We start from the raw sequence: 20,985 nt of genomic DNA, 5'->3' as shown, positions 1-20,985 counted from the left end.
GCTATGAGCGAAACACACTTAACCCAACAAAAATTTGCCGACCTGCCCTTGTGTGACGAGGTCAAACAGGCACTTAACGAAAACGGCTTCGAGCATTGCACGCCCATCCAGGCGCTTTCCCTCCCGGTATTGCTTGAGAAAAAAGACATCGCAGGCCAGGCCCAAACTGGCACCGGCAAGACACTCGCCTTTTTGGTTGCCACCTTTAACCACCTGCTGACCACGCCGGTCCCCGAACATCGCCAACTGAATCAGCCCCGTGCCATTGTGATGGCGCCAACCCGCGAACTGGCGATTCAGATCGCCAAAGACGCCACTCTGCTGTCCAAGCACAGCGGCCTCAAGGTGGGTATCGTCTACGGCGGCGAAGGCTATGAAGCCCAGCGCAAGGTGCTGGACAAGGGCGTGGATGTTCTCATTGGCACCACGGGTCGCATCATCGACTATGTGCGTCAGGGCGTGATTAACCTGGGTGCTATCCAGGCCGTGGTATTGGATGAAGCCGATCGCATGTTCGACCTCGGTTTTATCAAAGACATCCGTTTTCTTTTCAACCGTATGCCAGGCGCCAAAGAGCGTTTGAACATGCTGTTCTCTGCCACTCTGTCCATGAAGGTGCAGGAGCTGGCGTACGATCATATGAACGACCCCGTGAAGGTAGAAATTGCCCCGGAAGAAAAGACTTCCCGCAATATCAAAGAAGAAATCTTCTACCCTTCCATGGAAGACAAACTCAAACTGCTGCACTCACTGATTGAAGAAGACTGGCCCGAAAAAGCCATTGTGTTTGCCAACACCAAGTATCAGTGTGAGAACCTGTGGGCGAGCCTGGAGGCCGATGGCCACCGTGTGGGCCTGCTGACCGGTGATGTGCCGCAGAAGAAGCGCCTGAAAATCCTCGAGCAGTTCACCCAGAGTGAGCTGGATATTCTGGTGGCCACCGACGTTGCGGCCCGTGGTCTGCACATTTCTGATGTGTCCCACGTGTACAACTACGACCTGCCCGATGACTGCGAAGACTATGTACACCGTATCGGTCGTACCGGTCGTGCCGGTCAGAAAGGGGTATCGGTGAGCTTTGCCTGTGAGGAATATGCCCTCAACCTGCCTGCCATCGAAGACTATATCAAGCACAGCATCCCTGTGACTTCTTATGATCGTGATGCCCTGATTGATATTCCACCTCCGGTGAAAATCCATCGTAAGCCCCATGCCGGTGGCCGTAACCTGCGCGATCGCAATGGCTCGCCACGTCCGTCTGGCTCCCATCGCAGCGGCAGTGGTCGTCCTCCCCGCCATGACAGGACCCGCAGACACTCATAAGACAGTCGTAGATGCAGACAGCCGCATACGCCGCAATCACCCTGGGTTCCAACAGTTTTAATATGTTGGTGGCCACCACAGCGGCCGGAAAGCCCAGGGTTGAAGCCAAATACAAACGCAAGGTGCGTCTTGCCGAAGGGATCGGCTGTGATGGCATGCTCAGTGAGAGCGTGATGCAGCGGGGTCTGGATTGTCTTGCCATGTTTGCCGAGATGCTGGCCAAACACCGTATTCCCGCCGAGCAGGTGTCCGTGGTGGCAACCGCCACCCTGCGTGCCATTGCCAACGCCGACGAGTTCAAGTCCCGCGCTCTGCCCATTTTGGGTGTACCCATTGAAGTTATCTGCGGTATGCGAGAGGCCGAGCTTATCTATCGCGGCATGGTCGCCACCACAGTGGGCGATGGCCGCCGTCTGGTTATCGACATCGGCGGTGCCAGTACCGAGTTTATCGTGGGCGACGGCGATAAGCTCTTGTTCAAGACCAGCCTGCCCATGGGCTGCGTGACCTTTAAAAAGCAGTTTTTCACTGATTTACCGCTGCAGGAACGTGACTTTGACGACGCCGAGGCCGAGGTGCACCGCATTCTGGGCCCCGCCGAAGCCGAGCTTAAACGCCTTGGTTGGCACACAGTAGTAGGTGCCTCCGGCACTGTGCAGTCAGTGGTGGAGTTACTGGGGCACAGGGGCGAGTCGCAGCTCATTACCCTGGCCGTGCTGGAAGGGCTCAAGCGGGAAATACTGCTCCATGAAGATGCCAGCCTCCGGGACATCCATGGCCTCTGCCCTGAGAGAGCGCCAACCTTTGCCGCGGGCATTGCCATCTTGCTGGCCTTGTTCCGATTGCTGGGGCTCGAAAATCTGGCCTTGTCCGGCGGCGCCCTGCGAGAGGGCGTGCTATTGGAACTCTCTCAAAAACTCCTCGATTAAAACGCCGCATTGCGGCGTTTTTTCTTTCTGCTCCTGCTGATTCCACATGCCAATTTGTCGATAGGTATCGTTTTTGATCATTAGTATAGAATAAAATAGATTGTATACATTATGTAAATGATGTTAAGGTTTTTCCCGTTTTCGGTCAGAAAATGCCCGTAAGAAGGACTGGGGCCGAAAGCTTTTTCAGGCAAGGGAAGAAGGAAATCTTAACCATGAATCAAACACATAACCTGGCCCTCAAGGGGGCCTTTTCTGCCCGTAAGACCCTGGCCGCCGCAGCAGTAGGCGCGGCCTTGATGCTGTCAGCACCTGCCGTGGCGGTGGATGGCTCCAGTATCGTTAAGGGCCAGGTCGTTAGCGCCGAAGGGGCTGGACTTGGCGGCGCGACCATCACCTTAAGACACAAAACCAAAGGGCTGGTATACACAGTATCGACCAACGAAAAGGGCGAGTACCTGCTGCGTAACGTGCCGGTGGGCGAGTACGACATCGAAATCCACAAAGACGGCTACAGCGACTCCAAAGAGTCCGATGTGCGGGTGGAAGTGGGTCAGGCGCTTATCCTCGACGGTCAGCTGTATGGCGCAGGCGATGCTTCCATGGAGCGTATGGCCGTTACTGGCAGCATGATCCGTAGGGTCGATATGGCGTCTTCCACCTCGGGTGTCACCTTCACCCAGGAAGACTTGAACCAGATGCCGGTGAACTCGGGCTTTGAGAGCATTGCCCTGCTGGCACCGGGTACAGCGGCGCCAGGTGGCTCGTCGTTCCGTGGTGCTTCAAGCTTTGGCGGTGCTTCATCTGCGGAAAATGGCTACTACTTCAATGGGATGAACGTTACCAGCATCCGCACCGGCCTGGGTTCCATCAATCTGCCCTGGGAAGCCATCAGTCAGACCCAGGTAATGACGGGTGGTGTCAGCCCCGAGTTTGGCGGCGCCATGGGCGGTATTGTCAACGCCGTGTCCAAGTCCGGTGACAACGAATTTAACTTCGGTACCCAGGTACGTTGGGAGCCCGACAGCCTGCGCGCCAATCACGACCCGATTTTCGACAGCGCCGGTAATATTTCCTCCAACACCATGCAAAACAGCTACGACTTCCGCGAGCTGCAACTGTGGGCGAGCGGCGCCATAGTGCAGGACAAGCTGTTTTACTACGGTTTGTTCAATCCCCGCCGTGATGACAGCGACTGGGCAGGGCAGACAACGGCAGGCCACATGGAGCGTGAAGAAGACCGTTGGTTTGCCAAACTCGACTGGTATATCTCAGAAGACCACTCCATTGGCTTATCGGCCATGAGCAACGAGCGCACCTGGGATACCGGCACCTTTGCCTACGACTGGCACACCAACGAGGTGGGCGAACAGATTGGTGAAACCGCGCCCGGCCGTGACGGCGGCAAGGTATACAGCCTGAACTACAACGGTTACTTCACCGACAGCTTCTCGGTGTCGGCTGTAGTGGGCCGTACCTCTGAGAATATCGACAACGTGGTGGCCTCCACCAACCCGTCGGTATACGACTATCGCACCAGCACTACCCTCAGCCAGCACACCAACTCATCGGTGTCTGAGCAGGAGTTTATCCGCGATCAGGCGCGGGTGGACTTTAACTGGGATCTGGACGATCACTCGCTGCAGTTTGGCGTGGATTATACCCGGGTGCTGGTGGACTACACCTCGGCCCAGAATGGTATTGATGATGCCCAGGGCTGGTGGGGTGTGAAGACCGCCGGTAACAACAGTGTATCCGGCGCCGCGCCGGGGGAAGACTATATCGAGCGTCGTGTCCGTACCCGTTACACAGACTCTGAAATCACCTCTCTGGCGTTTTATGCCAATGATTCCTGGCAGGTGACTGATCAGCTGGTGCTGAATCTCGGTCTGCGTTTCAGCGGCTTTGAAAATACGGTATCCGATGGCCGTGCTTACGTGTCCATCGACAACCAGATTGCGCCACGTCTTCAGGCCATTTACGACCTGCACGGAGACGGCAGCGCCAAGGTGTACGCCACCTATGGCCGTTACTTCCAGCCAGTGTCGGCCAATATGAACATTACCCAGGGCTCGTCCTCCATCGAGTGGTTTGAGTACTTCGCCCTGGATCAGGTGGATGGCAGCGGCGCTCCTGTGCTCTTGCCTGACGGCTCGCCAAGCCGTGGCGATATGCTGCGTGACCGCTACTGGCGTCAGCGCGGTATCACAGAGCCCGGCCTGATTGCCTCAAGCAGCTTAAAGCCGATGTACAGCGATGAGTTTACCCTCGGCTATCAGCAGGAGCTGTTCGATACCATGAGCGGCGGCGTGCGCTTTATCTACCGCGACCTTGGCCGCAGCGTCGAGGATACAGACGTGGGCCCGGTGCTGGCGAAGAAACTGGCCGAGCTCGGCATTGCCGACAACGTGGGTCAGGGCTCTTACTATGTGCTCAATAACCCGGGTGAAGACATCACCATGTCCTACGACTTCGATGGCGATGGTCAGGTGGACAATGTCACCCTCACCAAGGATGAGCTGCAATTACCTGAAGCCAAGCGCCGCTATCTGGCGGTGGAGCTGACACTGGATGGCCGCGTGAATGACGACCTGACCATCAACAGCTCATACACCTGGTCACACAGTTATGGCAATACCGAAGGCCTGGTGAAGACCGACAACGATCAGGCCGATCCGGGGTGGACCACCTCCTACGACTATGCCGATCTGATGGACCATGGTTATGGCAATCTGCCAAACGATCACCGCCATGCGTTTAAGATTAGTGGTGCCTACAACATCACCGATAATCTGGTGTTGGGTCTGGTGGCGCGCACCACCTCGGGCCGGCCGCAGAGCTACTTCTCCCAGCACCCAGAGGGCGTAGACAGCTGCGCCGCAGGCAGCCCATGGGAAGACTGCATCAGCCGCTACTACGACCATGTGTCGCACTACGATGAAAACGGTAATCCATCACCCCGCGGCAGCGCCGGTAACCTGCCCTGGGTGACCAATGTGGATCTGTCGCTGACCTACAACACCGAGCTGTTTGGCGGTGACCTGATGCTCAAGGGCACTGTGTACAACCTGCTCAATGCCGACAGCGCCACCTCGGTGTGGGAAGAGCGTACCCGCTACGCCGATACCACCTCGGGTCTGGAGCTGAATCCAGACTATGGCATGGTGACCGGTCGTCAGGAAGCGCGCTACATGTCGCTGATTGCCCGTTACGAGTTCTGATAGCCCTTCAAGGCTTTTGAACCCAGGACATGAAAAAGGCCGGCGATTGCCGGCCTTTTTGTGTTTGAGGCTTACTTCAGAATGTTCGCCAGGTCTTTTTCCAGCGACTCGGTGGGGCGCTCGACGATACGGCCGATTTCCTCACCTTTTTGCAGCACGATAAAGGTAGGAATACGCTTGAAATCATACCTGGCGGCCAAACCCTCAGGGTCGGCCTTGGCGCGGTCAACGCCAATGTAGGTGACCTTGATATTGGGGTTGTTCACTTCTTCCATAATGCGGATAAAGCGCGGCGTTTCACGGTGGCAATCGGGGCACCAGGTGCCGATGATCACCACGATTTCGGTGGCTTCGGTTTCGGCTTTGATGGGGTCAAGGGCGGCGGTATCCACCTCGTAGGTTTTATAACCTTCGGTAAACTCGGGTAATTCAGTCACGAGGCGCTCTGCCTCAACGATGCCGGTCAGGATCACTTCCTGCTTCTCCTCGCTACAGGTGGCAAATACGCCACCTGACTTGTTCTCAAAACCACAACCTGAATCCGCCAGCAGGGGCGCAGTAAAAAACAGGGCTGTGGTGGCCAATAAAGCTTTGACGTTATTGTGCATCATGTTTCCTCACAAGCGAAGGGGGCAGCACCTTGGCCGCGCATTATAGGGCTATCCAATCATGGCTGTGAGTGGAATGAAAGTTTACCGATGTCAGGTTTTGGGCTGGATCACCTTTTGCGCCGAAAACAAAAAAGCCACCCGCTGGGTGGCTTTGGCCTGAGATGAGTGCTTACTTCTGCTCGTTAAGCCACTGGGCGGCACGCTTGGCAAAGTAAGTCAGAATGCCATCGGCACCGGCGCGCTTAAAGCAAAGCAGTGACTCCATCACTATGGCTTTTTCGGCCAGCCAGCCGTTTTGAATGGCCGCCATGTGCATGGCGTACTCACCGCTGACCTGATAGGCGAAAGTGGGCACGGCCAGTTCGGTTTTCACCCTGTGCACTATATCCAGATAGGGCATGCCGGGCTTCACCATCACCATGTCGGCACCTTCCTGGATGTCCAGAGCCACTTCATGGAGGGCTTCATCGCTGTTGGCCGGGTCCATCTGGTAGCTGTGTTTGTTGCCACCCTTGAGGTTACCCGCAGAGCCGACGGCGTCACGGAAGGGGCCATAGTAGTTTGACGAATACTTGGCCGAGTAGGCCATGATTTGGGTATTCACATGGCCAGCAGCTTCCAGCGCATTGCGGATAGCACCAATGCGGCCGTCCATCATGTCTGATGGCGCCACAATGTCGGCACCGGCTTCGGCATGGGACAGGGCCTGCTTCACCAGAATGTCGGTGGTGATATCGTTGACGATATAGCCTGTGTCATCGATGATGCCGTCCTGACCGTGGGTGGTGAAAGGGTCCAGGGCCACGTCGGTCATCACACCCAGCTGGGGAAACTCACGCTTGAGGGCACGCACGGCGCGTTGCGCCAAACCATCGGGGTTGTAGGCTTCTTCCGCCAGCAGGGTTTTCTTTTCCGCCGGGGTCACGGGGAAGAGGGCAATCAGCGGAATACCCAGTTTAACCAGTTCTTCAGCTTCTTTGAGCAGCAGATCGATACTGTAGCGCTCGATGCCGGGCATGGAGGCCACCTGCTCTGTGCGGTGGTTACCTTCGAGCACAAACATGGGATAAATCAGGTCGTTGACCGTCAGGGTATTTTCGGCCATCAGGCGACGGCTGAACTCGTGTTTGCGCATACGGCGCATTCTGCGTTGTGGGAAGGCACTGGTGATGATGTTCACTATCGTCTCCTGGGCTATGAATGGGGAACGGGCATGTCCTGAAAAAGGCCCACCCTGTTGCGGCCGTCGTTTTTGGCCTGATAGAGCGCCTTGTCCGCCTGCTCAAGCAGCTGCAGCGGATGCTCGTCACTCTCAATAATATTGCTGCTGACACCTATGCTCACGGTCAGCGGGATCTTCAATTGCTCCCACTCGATGATAAGCGCTTCTACCGCGTCGCGGATATGCTCGGCGACGGCCGTTGCGCCTTCGGCATCGGTGGATGGCAGTATGATAGCAAACTCCTCGCCCCCAAAACGTGACACGAGATCCGTTGGGCGCCTTAGCTGCGCACTCAGAGTATCGGCGATGGTTTTCAGGGTGTGGTCACCGGCGAGGTGGCCATATTTGTCATTGATATTCTTGAAATGATCTATGTCCAGCATCAGCAGCGCCATGGGAGTTTGCTGACGACGGCTAATGCGTCCTTCGGCTTGTAAGCGCTTATTGAATGCCGCGCGGTTTTTCACACCTGTGAGGCTGTCGATGGTGGTTTGTTCGGTGAGTTTTTGGTTCACCTCGTTAAGCTCACGCAGGGCGATTTCCAGCTCCAGGGTGCGCTCCTGCACCATCTCTTCCAGGCGCTCGTTGGACTCGGCTTCAGCCTTGAGGGCTTCTTCCCGCGCCTCGCGGATACGCTTGGCCTGTTCGAGGGCTTCCTGCTGAATACGCTGTTTGGCTTTGCGCTCGTCACTGTAGCGAATGGCCAGCACCAGCGACATAAACACAATTTCAAAGGTGACGCCCGCCATGGCCGGGCTGAGTGGTTCCAGTGAGGTTTCGATGGCACCGAGGTAAATCAGGCTGGTGACAATCACGCTGGCCAGAAACACTATCCAACCGAGGAAATAGAGGCGGGCCAGTTTTTGTCCCCGCATGGCCTGCACCAGGGCGAAGGCGAGCAGTACCACGGCAATACCCAGCAGGGCAACCAGGTCGCAATACATCGCGAGGCTATAGCTGACAAAGGGTGACAGCAGTGCCAAAAACAGACTGAAGGCGGCGCTGAAACGGCAAATGCGCAGCATACGGATATTCAGGTATTTAAGTTGCAGCACTTTTTCGGCAAACATGAGCGCAAAACACATGACCAGGGGCAGCAGGAAGGGGATAACCCAGGCTTGCATGGCAGGCAATTGTGGCCAAAGGTAGCGGAATGCGACGCCTTGCAAGGAGGCAACCAGAAGGGTCATGGACAGCACGTAGGCAGCGTAATAGCTGTAGCTGAAGGAGCCAGAGGCCAGTGCCACGAATAAACTGAACAGACCGATGGCCGTCAGGATGCCAAGCTGAAATCCCTGGAGCAGATTGCGGCTTTCGAGCATCTGGCTCAGATGGCCGGGCGTCATGAGTGTCAGGGGCACATGGCTGCTGCCTTCGGTATCGACTCTAAGCAGCAGGGTGTGATGTTCCCATGGCCTCAGCTGCACTGGATAAAGGAATTGGGTGCTCTGCAGCAGGCGTTCATTAAAAGGCAGACTGTCACCAAAATGGTGTTCGGCCATCAGGTTGCCATTGACCAGGTGATAGAGTCGCAAGTTATCCAGAAGCGGGTTATTGATACTGAGCACCCGGCTGCCCGGATGGGTTCTGACATCAATGTCTATCCTGAACCAGCGATTCTGCGCCCCCAATCCATGGGTGCCCTGCTTGGGAAGTTGGTGCCAGCGTGGGTCATTCTGGGGCGGAAGTTCTCGGTAATCAATAAGTTCGCTGGCCTGAAACTCGCTCACCCATGGGGTGAGGTCTATCACTTCACCCGACTCTTCGGTGTATACCAAAGCAGGGGCGCCGGCCTGTGCCAGCAGACTATATCCCAGGGCGAGTAACAGCAGCAGGAGTCTACCCATGGGCGCTGTCCAAACCAAAGAATGTCAGGCTGTTGTGGTATACCTGCCGGGCAAAGTCGTCCGGCTCCTCCCCTCGAAGACGGGCTATCTCGTTGGCGATATAGGGTAAGTATTGCGGCAGGTTTTTACCTGACTTGGGCTTGGGCCGCATGGACCTTGGCAGCAGATAGGGGCTGTCGGTCTCGATCAGCAGGCGTTCTATGGGAATATCTTTCACCAGCGCGGCCAATTCCTGACCGCGGCGCTCATCACAAACCCAGCCTGTGATACCCAGGTGCAGTCCAAGGTCTATGTAGGCTTCCATCTGCTCGGCCGTGCCGGTAAAGCAGTGCAGCAGGGCGCCGCCGAGCTGGCTGCGATGTTCCCTCACAATGGCAATAAAGTCGTCATGGGCATCTCGCTCGTGCATTAAGACCGGCTTTCCCAATTCACAGGCCAGTGCCAGCTGAGCCGCAAAGGCTTCCCGCTGTTTGGGGCGGGGAGAAAAATCGCGGTTATAGTCGAGGCCACACTCACCCACGGCGACTATGGTGCTGTCACCGCACAGACGGAGTTGCAATGCCGGGCTGTGCTGATGCCAGCTGGAAGCATGATGGGGATGTACCCCGGCGGTGCCATACAGCTTGCCGGGGAAACGCTGACAGGCGGCCAAAACCGCCTCGCTTTCTTCGAGGCTACTGCCAATGACGATAAGTGGCGACACACCGGCGGCATCGGCGCCGGCGATTACCGCCTCAATATCGGATTCGAGGGCACTGCCAATCAGGTTAACGGCAATGTCCAGGTAACGGGGCTTAGTCACTAAAATGGTTACTTAAGGCGCTTTACCCTGATGGTCGTATTGCGGCTATCGAGACCCAGATAGAATGCACCCAGGGCACCTTTTTCGATATAAACACTCTCGCCGCTTTTCAGCTTGAACTTGCGGCCGTCGGTTTGTTTCCACACCTGGCCGTTGGTAAAGCTTATCTTGAGGTTGTTGTAGGCGTCTGTGTCTACCGAGGAAATCACCAGCTCAATGCGCTCTGGCTCTGCTTCGGTCTTTTTCACTTTACCGAAACTTTCTTCCACGGCTGGCGCGGCTTGAGATACAGGGGCAACAGGTGCAGCGCTCACAGGAGCGGGGGCGACAGGTACAGGGGCGGCCACGGCTGCAACAGGTGCCGCGGCCTGGGGCTGGGCAACTGTGGCGGCTACGGGCTGATTGGCAACGCTTGCGGCCAGTTTGTCGTAACAGATAAGACGGTCGAGTTTATCCTGAACCGCAGCACACTGGGCCAGACCTTGTTCAACAGAAGCGGATGCAGAGAGAGAAGTCAGGCCGAGGGCCAATAGCCATAAGCTGCGCATAAGTTTTCCTTGTATTTCTACCTTGGCATTAATAACAAAATCGGCCTAACCCAGACGGGACAGGCCGATAAAACACGGTCACAAACCACTGGTTTCAGTCGGCGTGTGTTTGTTCTTCTTGTTCGTCTTCGCTCTTTTTACTGTAAAAGCGGGCAGCAAGCAATCCGCCTTCAAACAGCAGCAGCATGGGAACGGCCAGCATGGTCTGAGAAATCACGTCAGGCGGCGTCAGCAACATCCCGATAATAAAGGCTGAAACCACAATATAGGGGCGTTTTGCCTTGAGGTCTTCCACACTGGTCACCCCTGCCCAGCACAGCAGTACTACGGCGATGGGAATTTCAAACGACAGACCAAAGGCAAAAAAGAGTTTCAGAATAAAATTCAGGTAACTGCTGATGTCGGTTGCCACCGTCACCCCTTCGGGCGCCACGCTGGTAAAGAAGCCGAACACCACGGGGAATACCACGAAGTACGCAAAGGCAATCCCCAGATAAAACAGCAAGGTACTGCTTACGAGCAGGGGGACAACCAGACGTTTTTCATGCTTGTACAGCCCCGGAGCCACAAATGACCAGATTTGATAAAGCACATAGGGCACGGCAATGAAAAATGACAGCACCATGGTCAGCTTGAAGGGCGCAAAGAAGGGCGCGGCCACGTCTGTGGCAATCATGCTGGAGCTTTCTGGCAGTGCCTGCATCAGGGGGATGGCCATGTAGTGGTAAATATCGTTGGCCCAGTAGACCAAACCGACAAACACCAGCATGACACCGGCAATACACTTGAGCAGTATGGTGCGCAGCTCAAGCAGGTGGCTGATCAGAGGTTGTTGATGTGACGACATGAATTACCCGTTGGCTTTAGGGGGCTCGACGCCTGGATCTTTGGTCGTTTCGGTCGCTGCCGGTGTTTCCGGAGTTGGCTCGCTGACCTGATAGGGGCGGTTAACCTCCTGTGCGGCCTGCTTGAGCTGATCAATGGATTCCTGCAGCTCTGGCGACAGATTGGAAAGCCCCTTGCTTTCGGCCTTTTTCAGATCGGCATGTAACTGCTCAATCTTCAATTCCTGTTCCAGTTCGTCTTTAACTGAGTTGGCCATGCGTTTCATGGCCCGGATCCAGCCGGACACGGTACGCACTGCAACAGGTAATCTCTCCGGCCCAAGCACCACCAAACCTATGATAGCGATGAGCAGAAGCTCCATAAAGCCGATACCGTCAAACATAAGGAATTACGCCTGTTCTTTTTTGTCGGCCTCAGGCTTCTTTTCAGTTGCCTGTTGTGTGGTTTGAGCAGAGGCTTCTTTATCTTCCAATGCCTTTTTTTCTTCATCAGACATGGCGTTTTTGAATCCCTTGATAGCGCCACCGAGGTCGCCACCCAGAGAACGCAACTTCTTGGTGCCAAACAGCAGAACCACGATAAGTGCGATGATGAGCAATTGCCAAATACTGATACCACCCATGAAGGATTCCTCTCTACAAAATTAAGTGATTCTATTATGAACCTGTGATTATTTAGTGCTAGCTAAAATTTGCGATTCTTTGGTCTGGATCGCCATCCGGCTCCCCAAACCAATGCGCCGGAACCAAGACAAGCAGATGCGAGCCACAGTGTATCTGTTTGGGCAAACAAAATAGTGCCACAGATCAACAAAACAGCAGAGGTGATAAGCAGGAAGTTACTCTTGTGCGCCTTTTGCTGATACTTGAGATACCTGTCGAGCATCTGTTGCTGACTGCCCAGAAGCTTGCGGCCAAGCTTGAGATTGTCATAAATAAGCTCCGGAAACTCCGGGAGTTTATCAGACCAGAAGGGCAAATTTGTTTGCACTTTTTTGAATATCGCTTTGGGTCCGACCTGTTCTGCCATCCAGCGCTCCAAAAAGGGCTTGGCAGTTTGCCACAAATCCAACTGGGGATAGAGCTGACGCCCCAGACCTTCGATATACAGCAGGGTTTTTTCCAGCAGCACCAGTTGCGGCTGCACCACGATATCGAAGCGCCTTGCGGTGCGAAACAGCTCCAGCAGCACATGGCCAAAGGAGATTTCATTCAGCGGCTTGTTGAACATGGGCTCGCACACCAGCTTCACTGCCTGCTCGAATGCCAGAATGTCGGTATCCGCCGATACCCAACCCGACTCCACATACAACTGGGCGATGCGGTGGTAATCCCGGTTGAAAAAGGCGAGGAAGTTTTCCGCCAGATAGCGTTTATCTTCTTCATTCAGGCTGCCCATGATGCCGCAGTCCAGGCCTATGTAGAATGGGTTTTCCGGGTGCTCGCGGCTGATAAAAATATTGCCGGGGTGCATGTCGGCATGGAAAAAGTTATCGCGGAACACCTGGGTGAAAAACAACTCGACGCCACGTTCTGCCAGCAATTTCAGGTTGGTGCCCTGGGCATTGAGAGCTTCGATGTCGGACACCGGGATACCGTCGATGCGTTCCATCACCATCAATCTGGGATGGCACAGCTCTTCATACACATAGGGAATGTAGAGGGCGTCCGAGTCGAGAAAATTGTTTCTCAGCTTAATGGCGTTGAGGGCTTCGAGCTTGAGGTTCAGCTCGCCCAGAATGGTGTTCTGGTAGTCCTGCACCACTTCCACCGGCCGCAGGCGATTGCCTTCGCCCAGCAAGCGATTGACCCAGGTAGCCACCTGCAGCATCAGCTCCAAATCGGCCTTGATATTGGCTTCCACATTGGGGCGCAGTACCTTGAGCACGACCTGCTGGCCATTGGACTTGAGGGTGGCGGTATGCACCTGAGAAATAGACGCCGACGCCAGTGGGGTATCATCGAAATCATCGAACAGGCTGTCGATAGGAGCCTTAAGTTCGGCCTCAATGGCCTCGCGCGCCAGCGCAGAATCAAAGGCAGGTACCCTGTCCTGCAACATGGACAGCTCTTCGGCCCATTCGTCGCTCAGCAGATCGCGGCGGGTGGAGAGCATCTGGCCAAACTTGATGTATACGGGGCCGAGTTCCTGCATGGCGAGCTTGAGTCGCTCACCACCGCACTTGTCTTTGTGGCGATTACGTACCCAGAACAGGCACAGGCGCAGCAGTTTGAAATACCCGGGAAGCAGAGTGGGAGGCAGTACGTCATCCAGGCCATAGTGGAGCAGTGTGCGAATCACCTGATATCCACGGCGAAGACTGGCGAAGGTCATGGTGTGAGGCGGTCCCTTAACTGATTGACTCTGTGTTCCATGGCGTCAACCGCCTGAACCAGGGTGTCAATGTTGTCCTTGAGGTGAATAAAATCAATGCGATGAGGCGCAAGCTTATACTCTTCGGTAGACAGCTGGGCCAGATGGCTGAGGGTCTTGTGGCCTACCCGTTGCAGCTCCTGGCCCAGTTTGCGGCCACCGGATTGCAGCATATGGGCTGGGCCATCGCCGATATAGCGCGACAGGGGTTCGCCCATATCAAACTGCTGCTCTTTGAGCAGACGACTGAAACCCTGAAGCACATTCAAATCGCCGTCAATATCGAGACGATCGCTCTTGATAAGCAGGCTCAGACTTTCACCCTGGCTCAGGGCATAGAGCGCCGATACGGAGGCTTTAACCGACACATCGGCCTCGGCCTCATCCCGGCTGAGCACGGTAACGCTGTCATCGAAAATCAGGTGCAGGGGGAAGGGCAGTTCAGCCAGGGTTATCGCGATACGTTTGCCATAGAGGCCGTATTGCCTGGGGCTGACACCGGTTTGCGCCAATAGTTTTTCAAAGCCGAGTTCCACGGCGCCGCAAAGGATTAGTGCCAGCTCCCGCTTTAACATCAGAACTTATAACCCCGGTGCAGTGCAACAACGCCGTCGGTCATGTTGATGTAGTCCACCTGCTCGAGGCCGGCGTCCTGCATCATGCCCTTGAGGGTGTCCTGATCCGGGTGCATACGGATGGATTCGGCCAGATACTCGTAGCTGCCAGCGTCCTGGGCAATAAACTCACCCATTTTGGGCAGAATTTTGAAGCTGTAGAGGTCGTACAGTTTACGCATCACTTCGTGCTGCGGCTTGGAAAATTCCAGTACCAACAGTTTACCGCCGGGCTTGAGTACCCGCTGCATGGAGCGCAGGGCGGCGTCCTTGTCGGTCACGTTACGCAGACCAAAGGCAATGGTGATGATGTCGAAATGGTTGTCTGGAAACGGCAGCGCCTCGGCGTTGGCCTGCACATAGCTGACATTGCCCACCACACCCAGATCCCTGAGCTTGGCGCGGCCTACTTTCAGCATGGAGTCGTTGATGTCGGCCAGAACCACTTCGCCGCGGTCACCCACCAATCGGGAAAACTTGGCAGTCAGATCGCCAGTGCCGCCAGCCAGATCCAGTACCTTCATGCCGGGACGGGCGCCCGCCGTCTCGATGGTGAATCGCTTCCACAGGCGATGGATCCCGAAAGACATCACATCGTTCATGATGTCGTACTTGGCTGCAACCGAGTGAAATACACCGGCAACCAGATCCGCCTTTTTATCGGCTTCGACTGTCTTGAAACCAAAGTGAGTACTATTTGATGTGCCGTCGGACATCTGCTCTTTCCTATTGTTTCCCAAACTGTTAAACGCGAGTGTACGCCAAAGCAGCAGTTCAGCTGAATCCTTGAGCTACCAGCTTTGTGATCCAGTGCCTATCCAGTGGCCCACTGGATGTCAAGCTTGTGAGCCCGGTAGGGTTTTGACATACGCGCAATGACTGCGCATTAGACCACAATATGCGAATTTAATGAATAGCGCTGAAATCGTCTTGCCGATGGGGCCCGTTTAAGCCCCCAGCGCCAGGTGACGGCCGCGGATATAGGCGTAAACCAGCTCCGTAAGACTCTGGCCCGTCTCACGCAGACCCGCATCTTCACCGCTATCGTGGCAGGAAGGAGCGGCCTCGGCGAGGTGCAGATAGGCGCAATCGCAGTGACGGGCGATATGGCTGATGTACCTGGCGGCGTCCAGCAGGGGGACCCCGGCGGCGGTCATGGCGCTCGATGGCATATTGGCGATGGCATCCACATCCAGCTCCAGCGCCACCGGCAGACCGGTTGCTCGCAGATTTTTGCCGATTTGTTTCAGGGCGTCATCGAGGCTCAGTTCGCCGCGCACCCAAATTTGTTGCAGGGTATGCCAGCTGCCACCGAAGGCGGCCAGTTGTTCGAGATTGGCTTCGCTGTTTTTCAGCTCATGCAGACCCAGTACATGGTAAAAGTCCAGCGCACCGCTGGCGGCGGCATAACTGAAGCCGTTGCCGCTGTGGCGACCTTCTCTCAGCCTGAAGTCGGAGTGAGGATCGAGGTTCACCGCAGCCGCCGGGCGGCCGAAGGCGTTTTTCACCGACATCAGCAAGCCGAAGGCGTTGTTGTGACCTCCGCCTATGACGATGGGTTCGAGCCCGGCTTCCATAATGGCACTGGCCACTTCGATAACCCGCTCATCCATGGCGGCAACGGCGGCTCTGAGGGCGTCTACATCGGCGTCTTCCCCGGGCAGCAGATCGCCAAAGTCCAACTGGCCCAACAGCAGGCAGTCATCACCCCGGTAAAAGCGGTTCGATTGCAGGTTAACCAGATACTTGAGCATGGCCTCAAAGGCATTGGTCGCGCCACCACGGCCAAGGTTGGCGCGGGGGCCCGCATCTTCTCCCACACCCAGCAGTACAAACCGGGCGCCCTGGGTTTTGGCGGACTCAAGGATGGCGGCAAGGGTTGGGCCTTCGGGCAGCAAAAAGTGGTTACCCAGACGGGTTTCGCCGGGGCGCTTACCGAGGATGGGAGTCATGTCTTTGGCAGAAAAAACGATAAGGTGCTGCATAGGGGGTACATTCTTTGGCTTGTTTGCAGGTTATTGTGGCAAAGGGCGCGAAAAAGGCAACGGTCAAAGCGGCTGCCGGGTTGAGCTCCCTTGGATAACCTGGGGTTAAGGCATGAAAAAACCGGCCACTGGCCGGCTTTTTGCTGGATCAGAAGAGATATGGATTACTCGATATCCAGCGGCTCCGGAGAGAGAATAATGCCCGTGCTGTCGGCATAAATGTGGTCGCCGGGCAGGAAGGATACGCCGCCGAAATTGCAAGGTACATCGAGCTCGCCAATGCCGTTGTTGTCGGCTCCCACAGGGATGGATGCCAGCGCCTGAATACCTATATCCAGCTCTTCCAGGGCATCCACATCGCGCACGCTGCCGTAGACGATAATGCCTTCCCAGCCGTTGTTGACGCCAATTTCCGCCACTGCGGCATCAATCAGGGCGCGGCGCAGGGAGCCACCGCCATCGACCAGCAAGACTCGTCCTTCCCCATCTTCGGCCAACACATCGGCAATCAGCCCATTGTCTTCGAAACACTTGACTGTGCTGATGGCGCCACCGAATGAGCTAACACCACCGTAATTACTGAACATGGGCTCTACCACATCCACGACGTCCAGAAACATGTCACATAATTCTGAGGTGTTGTATTCCATAGTCATCTCCTGTTTCGGCCCAAATCAGGCGGTTAGGCTGCTCTACACTGAACTTAGGCCAGTATATAAGGGAATCTTGAAAAGAAAAGTGTTATCAATCACGGTATTGGGGAGCCTGGCCCTATAGCTGGTAATGTAGTTTAATTTCGTCATATCTAAACCCAATAGCGCAAAATTTTGACTTCTGTCATCATATAACGGTTTTTTATTACAGCTCTGTGGTGGCTTTTGTTACTATAGTCACCAGTCCCATTCCAGTTTCAATTAACAAATCGCTTTAGGGGCACGGACCCCCCAGTAAGCTCAGGGAAGGCAGAGGGCCTTATATCGAGGTGCCTTTATGGAAGCTTTGAACATGACTGAAATCGTTGGCTACATGGCCTCGGTGATGGTCGCTATCTCGCTGATGATGAAAGATATTATCTGGCTCAGATGGCTGAACTTCGTCGGCTGCAGCCTGTTTGTTGCCTACGGTGTTGCCATCACGGCCTGGCCTGTGGCGGGCATGAACGCTTTCGTTGCCTGTATCAACATTTACCATCTCTTCAAGATCTACCGCGCCAAGACGCAAAAGCCTGTTGTAGCCTGAGTTTCGCCCCGGCGAATGTCATAAAAGTGTCGGGTGGGTGTCACCTGCCCGTCACGCATCCCAGCTAGCATTCAAGACATCCTGGATAAGTCCTGTGGAGGCCGGATGCTGGCACACCTTGCCGAGTTTGACAGACGCAGTTATCTCCTCATCGTCGAGCGTGCCCGAGAGCACGGGTTGAACAAACCGGCCATGCTGGTCTCAGCTTCCGGCGATGGTCCCCTCTATCTCTACCTTTGCGTGGCCCTGATGCTGTTCGACAGCCGGGGAGAAGAGCTGTTCCGCCTGGCGCTGATTGCGTTTTTGCTGGAACTGCCCCTGTACCTGCTGCTGAAAAACAGTATCCGCCGTACCCGCCCATGCCACAGTGCCATAGGTCTGGGTTGCAGTTTTGAACCCTCGGATAAATTCAGTCTGCCGTCCGGTCACACGGCCGCCGCCTTCGTGATGGCTGGCGCCGTCGGCACTGTCTATCCCGTCGTCATATTGCCCCTGTATCTCTGGGCGTGCCTGATTGGCCTGTCCCGGGTGGCGCTGGGGGTCCATTACCCCATGGATATTCTGGCCGGGGCCGCCCTTGGCAGCCTGTCTGTGGTCTGGGTAAACGAATTCATTTGATAAGGATGTCATTGAAATCATGAAAATACTGTACGGAGTGCAGGGGACGGGTAATGGCCACTTGAGCCGGGCACGGGTGATGGCCAAAGCCCTTGCCGCGCGCGGCGCCGAGGTTGATTACCTGTTCAGCGGCAGACCCAAATCGCAGTTTTTTGATATGGACATCTTCGGTGACTACCGGGTTGCCACCGGGCTGACCTTTGTCAGCAAGGCGGGACGCATCAGCTCGGTGGACACGGTGCGCCATAATCTCAGCTGCCGCTGGTGGCAGGATATTCGCGGCCTGGACCTCTCATCTTACGATCTGGTGCTCAACGATTTTGAGCCCGTGAGCGCCTGGGCCGCCCGACGGCAAAAGGTGCCCTGTATTGGCATCAGCCATCAGGCGGCGCTGCGCTTTGATGTACCCAAGGTGGGCAACACCTGGTTTAACGAACGTTTGCTGGAATATTTTGCCCCCGTGGATGTGGCGCTTGGCTGCCACTGGCATCATTTCGGTTTCCCGCTGCTGCCGCCCTTTGTGGATGTGGGGGAGGTCAGTGAAGAGCATGGTCACGATATCCTGGTGTACCTGCCCTTTGAGGCTCCGGGCGATATCATCGACTTCCTGCGCCCCTTCGATAACTATCGGTTTTTGGTGTATCACGCCCAGTCTCCCAACGGCCCTGTGCCCGAGCACATTCAGTGGCACGGCTTCTGCCGCGAGGGGTTTCGCCGTCATCTGGCCGAAGCCGGTGGTGTGGTGGCCAACGCGGGATTTGAGCTTGCCAGTGAGGCACTGACATTGGGGAAGAAACTGCTGGTAAAGCCGCTTATCGGGCAATTTGAGCAGCTTTCCAATGTGGCGGCATTGCAGCTTTTGGGGGCAGCCCACAGCATGATGCACTTGAGCCGCGATGCCATGCGCTCCTGGCTTAAGTCAGCCAGCCCTGAGCCGGTGCGTTACCCTGCCGTGGGCGACGCCCTGGTGCAATGGATTGAGCAGGGAGAATGGCACAGGGGCGATGTGCTCAGTGAGCAACTGTGGTCACAGGTGCGCCTGCCCGATACCTGGCGCTGAGAGTGCATCAACAAAATGAATGTCACGCTGCCATGGCTGGAATGCGTCACATGCAATGAGTTGCAGGTGCAGGGACTTATTGATGGCGATCCCCTGAATTTCAAGCTCTGTCAGTGCCTGACGCAGGCGCGCCATGGCCTCTTCGCGGGAGGCGCCGTGGCAGATGAGTTTGCCAATCAGCGAGTCGTAAAAGGCTGGCACCCTTGCCCCGGGGAAGAGATAGGAGTCCCACCGAACCCCTGGGCCGCCTGGTACCCTGAGCTGGGTTATCACCCCAGGTGAAGGCAACTGGCTGTGGGGGTCTTCGGCATTGATGCGACACTCTATGGCATGGCCCTGTACCTGTGGCGTTGGCGGCAGCGGCTGGCCGAGGGCTACTTTCAGCTGCCAGGCAATGAGATCCAGCCCGGTGACCATCTCGGTAACTGTATGCTCCACCTGAATGCGGGTGTTCATTTCGATAAAGAAAAATGCCCCGTCCTGATACAAAAACTCAAAGGTACCGACGCCACGGTAGTTGAGGCTGCGACAGGCCTGTTCGCAGCGGCGCATCATGGATTCGATAAGGTCTCGGTCGATACCGGGGGCAGGCGCTTCTTCAATCAGCTTTTGATGACGGCGCTGGGCCGAGCAGTCCCGCTCGCCAAGACACAGCGCAGCTTCGCCATCGGCCAGCATCTGAAATTCAATATGGCGAGGATGGGTGAGAAATTTTTCCAGATACAGGGTGTCGTCGCCAAAGGCCGCCTGAGCTTCGCTGCGGGTAAGGGCGATGGATGCAGCCAGCTCTACTGCCGAGTCGACCCGGCGCATTCCCCTGCCACCGCCACCGGCACTGGCTTTGATAAGCAACGGATAACCTATGTCGGCGGCGAGGGCCTCAATAGCGGCCATGTCTTGATTCAGCGCCCCATCTGAGCCCGGCAGAGTAGGAATGCCCACAGCCTTCATGGCCTTGATGGCACTGACCTTGTCGCCCATGGTGGCGATGGTGTCGGCGTCAGGCCCCAGAAACACCAGGCCCGCCTCTGTGACTGCTCGGGCAAACTCGGCCCGCTCGGCCAAAAAGCCGTACCCCGGGTGTATGGCGTCGGCGGCCGTGAGTTTGGCGGCTTCCAATAGGGCGTTGATATTGAGATAGCTGTGTATGGCCGCCGCCGGGCCTATGCAGAGGCTGTGGGTTGCCAGCAGGGTGTGCAGCGCGCCCTTGTCGGCGCTGGAATAGATGGCAACGGTTTCCAGTCCCAGCTGATGGCAGGCACGGATAATCCGCACCGCGATTTCACCGCGATTGGCCACCAGTACCCGTTTAAAGCGGGCCTCAGTCGGCATCACCAATCACAAACAGGGGCTGGTCGAATTCCACGGCCGTGCCGTTTTCTACCAGTATCGCTTTCACAATCCCGGCGCGGTCGGCGGCAATTTGGTTCATCATTTTCATGGCTTCAATCACCGCGAGAGTATCGCCCACGGCCACCTCTGTGCCCAGCTCCACAAAGGGGCGAGCCTCGGGGCTGGGGGCGCGGTAAAAGGTGCCCACCATGGGAGAGAACACTCGGTGGCCTGATTCTCGGGCCTGAACTGTGCTGGTTGCTTTGTGGCTTGTCTCAGTTGTCACCGTCTGCGGTGGCAGATTGCCATGGCGGATGATGCGCACCGACTCTTCGCCTTCTTTTACTTCCAGCTCATTGATGCCGGACTCCTGCACCAGCTCAATCAGCTTTTTGATTTTTCGCAAATCCATGGC

At 56.0% G+C, this 20,985-nt stretch carries 21 protein-coding genes; 6 read left to right on the top strand and 15 right to left on the bottom strand.

The window, feature by feature from the left end:
• The first annotated feature begins 3 nt into the window (after window positions 1-3).
• The 3 genes from rhlB to K0H63_RS17565 all read left to right on the top strand — a co-directional run bounded on the left by rhlB (window position 4) and on the right by K0H63_RS17565 (window position 5,473).
• Window positions 4-1,323: an ATP-dependent RNA helicase RhlB gene (rhlB, locus tag K0H63_RS17575; RefSeq protein WP_011761322.1), complete on the top strand. Its 1,320-nt coding sequence runs from the start codon at window positions 4-6 to the stop codon at window positions 1,321-1,323.
• Window positions 1,324-1,334: 11 nt separating this feature from the next.
• Entirely contained in the window at window positions 1,335-2,252 is a 918-nt protein-coding gene (locus K0H63_RS17570; RefSeq protein ID WP_220065791.1) for a Ppx/GppA phosphatase family protein, read from the top strand.
• Window positions 2,253-2,467: 215 nt separating this feature from the next.
• On the top strand, window positions 2,468-5,473 hold the full coding sequence (locus K0H63_RS17565) for a TonB-dependent receptor (protein WP_220065790.1): 3,006 nt from the start codon (window positions 2,468-2,470) through the stop codon (window positions 5,471-5,473).
• A gap of 71 nt (window positions 5,474-5,544) precedes the next feature.
• Here K0H63_RS17565 and K0H63_RS17560 read toward each other — a convergent pair whose 3' ends face one another.
• From K0H63_RS17560 to rraA, 13 genes are all read right to left on the bottom strand, one after another.
• A complete protein-coding gene (locus tag K0H63_RS17560) occupies window positions 5,545-6,081 on the bottom strand; it encodes a thioredoxin family protein (RefSeq protein WP_220065789.1) in 537 nt (178 codons plus the stop codon).
• A gap of 172 nt (window positions 6,082-6,253) precedes the next feature.
• Entirely contained in the window at window positions 6,254-7,264 is a 1,011-nt protein-coding gene (gene hemB, locus K0H63_RS17555) for a porphobilinogen synthase (RefSeq protein WP_011761318.1), read from the bottom strand.
• A 14-nt stretch (window positions 7,265-7,278) separates the two neighbouring features.
• Window positions 7,279-9,153, bottom strand: coding sequence for a diguanylate cyclase (locus tag K0H63_RS17550; protein ID WP_220065788.1), 1,875 nt, complete (start codon window positions 9,151-9,153; stop codon window positions 7,279-7,281).
• The gene (locus tag K0H63_RS17545) at window positions 9,146-9,955 is read right to left on the bottom strand and encodes a TatD family hydrolase (protein WP_220065787.1); all 810 of its coding nucleotides are present in this window, start codon (window positions 9,953-9,955) and stop codon (window positions 9,146-9,148) included. The genes K0H63_RS17550 and K0H63_RS17545 overlap by 8 nt, the downstream gene beginning before the upstream one ends.
• 8 nt (window positions 9,956-9,963) lie before the next feature.
• Window positions 9,964-10,503: a hypothetical protein gene (locus K0H63_RS17540; protein ID WP_220065786.1), complete on the bottom strand. Its 540-nt coding sequence runs from the start codon at window positions 10,501-10,503 to the stop codon at window positions 9,964-9,966.
• A 94-nt stretch (window positions 10,504-10,597) separates the two neighbouring features.
• On the bottom strand, window positions 10,598-11,350 hold the full coding sequence (gene tatC / locus K0H63_RS17535; RefSeq protein WP_220065785.1) for a twin-arginine translocase subunit TatC: 753 nt from the start codon (window positions 11,348-11,350) through the stop codon (window positions 10,598-10,600).
• 3 nt (window positions 11,351-11,353) lie between these two features.
• Window positions 11,354-11,731 carry a Sec-independent protein translocase protein TatB gene (gene tatB, locus K0H63_RS17530; RefSeq protein WP_220065784.1) on the bottom strand — a complete coding sequence of 126 codons (378 nt, stop codon included), beginning with the start codon at window positions 11,729-11,731 and terminating at the stop codon, window positions 11,354-11,356.
• A gap of 6 nt (window positions 11,732-11,737) precedes the next feature.
• Window positions 11,738-11,971, bottom strand: coding sequence for a Sec-independent protein translocase subunit TatA (tatA, locus tag K0H63_RS17525; protein ID WP_203325089.1), 234 nt, complete (start codon window positions 11,969-11,971; stop codon window positions 11,738-11,740).
• 62 nt (window positions 11,972-12,033) lie between these two features.
• Window positions 12,034-13,683 (bottom strand): ubiquinone biosynthesis regulatory protein kinase UbiB, encoded by a 1,650-nt coding sequence (gene ubiB / locus K0H63_RS17520; protein ID WP_220065783.1) that lies wholly within the window; start codon window positions 13,681-13,683, stop codon window positions 12,034-12,036.
• Window positions 13,680-14,297 carry a ubiquinone biosynthesis accessory factor UbiJ gene (locus tag K0H63_RS17515; protein ID WP_220065782.1) on the bottom strand — a complete coding sequence of 206 codons (618 nt, stop codon included), beginning with the start codon at window positions 14,295-14,297 and terminating at the stop codon, window positions 13,680-13,682. Before K0H63_RS17515 ends, ubiB begins: the two co-directional genes overlap by 4 nt.
• Window positions 14,297-15,052 carry a bifunctional demethylmenaquinone methyltransferase/2-methoxy-6-polyprenyl-1,4-benzoquinol methylase UbiE gene (gene ubiE / locus K0H63_RS17510; RefSeq protein ID WP_011761309.1) on the bottom strand — a complete coding sequence of 252 codons (756 nt, stop codon included), beginning with the start codon at window positions 15,050-15,052 and terminating at the stop codon, window positions 14,297-14,299. The genes K0H63_RS17515 and ubiE overlap by 1 nt, the downstream gene beginning before the upstream one ends.
• Before the next feature lie 231 nt (window positions 15,053-15,283).
• A complete protein-coding gene (locus K0H63_RS17505) occupies window positions 15,284-16,321 on the bottom strand; it encodes a formimidoylglutamase (protein ID WP_220065781.1) in 1,038 nt (345 codons plus the stop codon).
• A gap of 164 nt (window positions 16,322-16,485) precedes the next feature.
• The gene (gene rraA, locus K0H63_RS17500) at window positions 16,486-16,971 is read right to left on the bottom strand and encodes a ribonuclease E activity regulator RraA (protein WP_011761307.1); all 486 of its coding nucleotides are present in this window, start codon (window positions 16,969-16,971) and stop codon (window positions 16,486-16,488) included.
• 340 nt (window positions 16,972-17,311) lie between these two features.
• Between rraA and K0H63_RS17495 the strand changes: the two genes are divergently transcribed.
• The 3 genes from K0H63_RS17495 (at window position 17,312) to K0H63_RS17485 (ending at window position 19,238) form a co-directional block, all read left to right on the top strand.
• Window positions 17,312-17,560 carry a YgjV family protein gene (locus K0H63_RS17495; protein ID WP_203325083.1) on the top strand — a complete coding sequence of 83 codons (249 nt, stop codon included), beginning with the start codon at window positions 17,312-17,314 and terminating at the stop codon, window positions 17,558-17,560.
• A 105-nt stretch (window positions 17,561-17,665) separates the two neighbouring features.
• On the top strand, window positions 17,666-18,178 hold the full coding sequence (locus tag K0H63_RS17490; RefSeq protein WP_220065780.1) for a phosphatase PAP2 family protein: 513 nt from the start codon (window positions 17,666-17,668) through the stop codon (window positions 18,176-18,178).
• Window positions 18,179-18,197: 19 nt separating this feature from the next.
• Window positions 18,198-19,238 carry an MJ1255/VC2487 family glycosyltransferase gene (locus tag K0H63_RS17485; protein WP_220065779.1) on the top strand — a complete coding sequence of 347 codons (1,041 nt, stop codon included), beginning with the start codon at window positions 18,198-18,200 and terminating at the stop codon, window positions 19,236-19,238.
• Here the strand turns inward: K0H63_RS17485 and K0H63_RS17480 are convergent.
• Window positions 19,206-20,570, bottom strand: a complete 1,365-nt coding sequence (locus tag K0H63_RS17480; RefSeq protein WP_220065778.1) for an acetyl-CoA carboxylase biotin carboxylase subunit — start codon at window positions 20,568-20,570, stop codon at window positions 19,206-19,208. The two genes, K0H63_RS17485 and K0H63_RS17480, sit on opposite strands and share 33 nt — an antisense overlap.
• Entirely contained in the window at window positions 20,560-20,982 is a 423-nt protein-coding gene (gene accB / locus K0H63_RS17475; protein ID WP_220067946.1) for an acetyl-CoA carboxylase biotin carboxyl carrier protein, read from the bottom strand. Before accB ends, K0H63_RS17480 begins: the two co-directional genes overlap by 11 nt.
• Window positions 20,983-20,985 lie beyond the last annotated feature (3 nt).

It is taken from the genome of Shewanella zhangzhouensis (assembly GCF_019457615.1).
GTDB lineage: Bacteria > Pseudomonadota > Gammaproteobacteria > Enterobacterales > Shewanellaceae > Shewanella > Shewanella zhangzhouensis.
The sequence above is the reverse complement of the archived record's forward strand: the minus strand, read 5'-3'. Positions and strand labels throughout refer to the sequence as shown.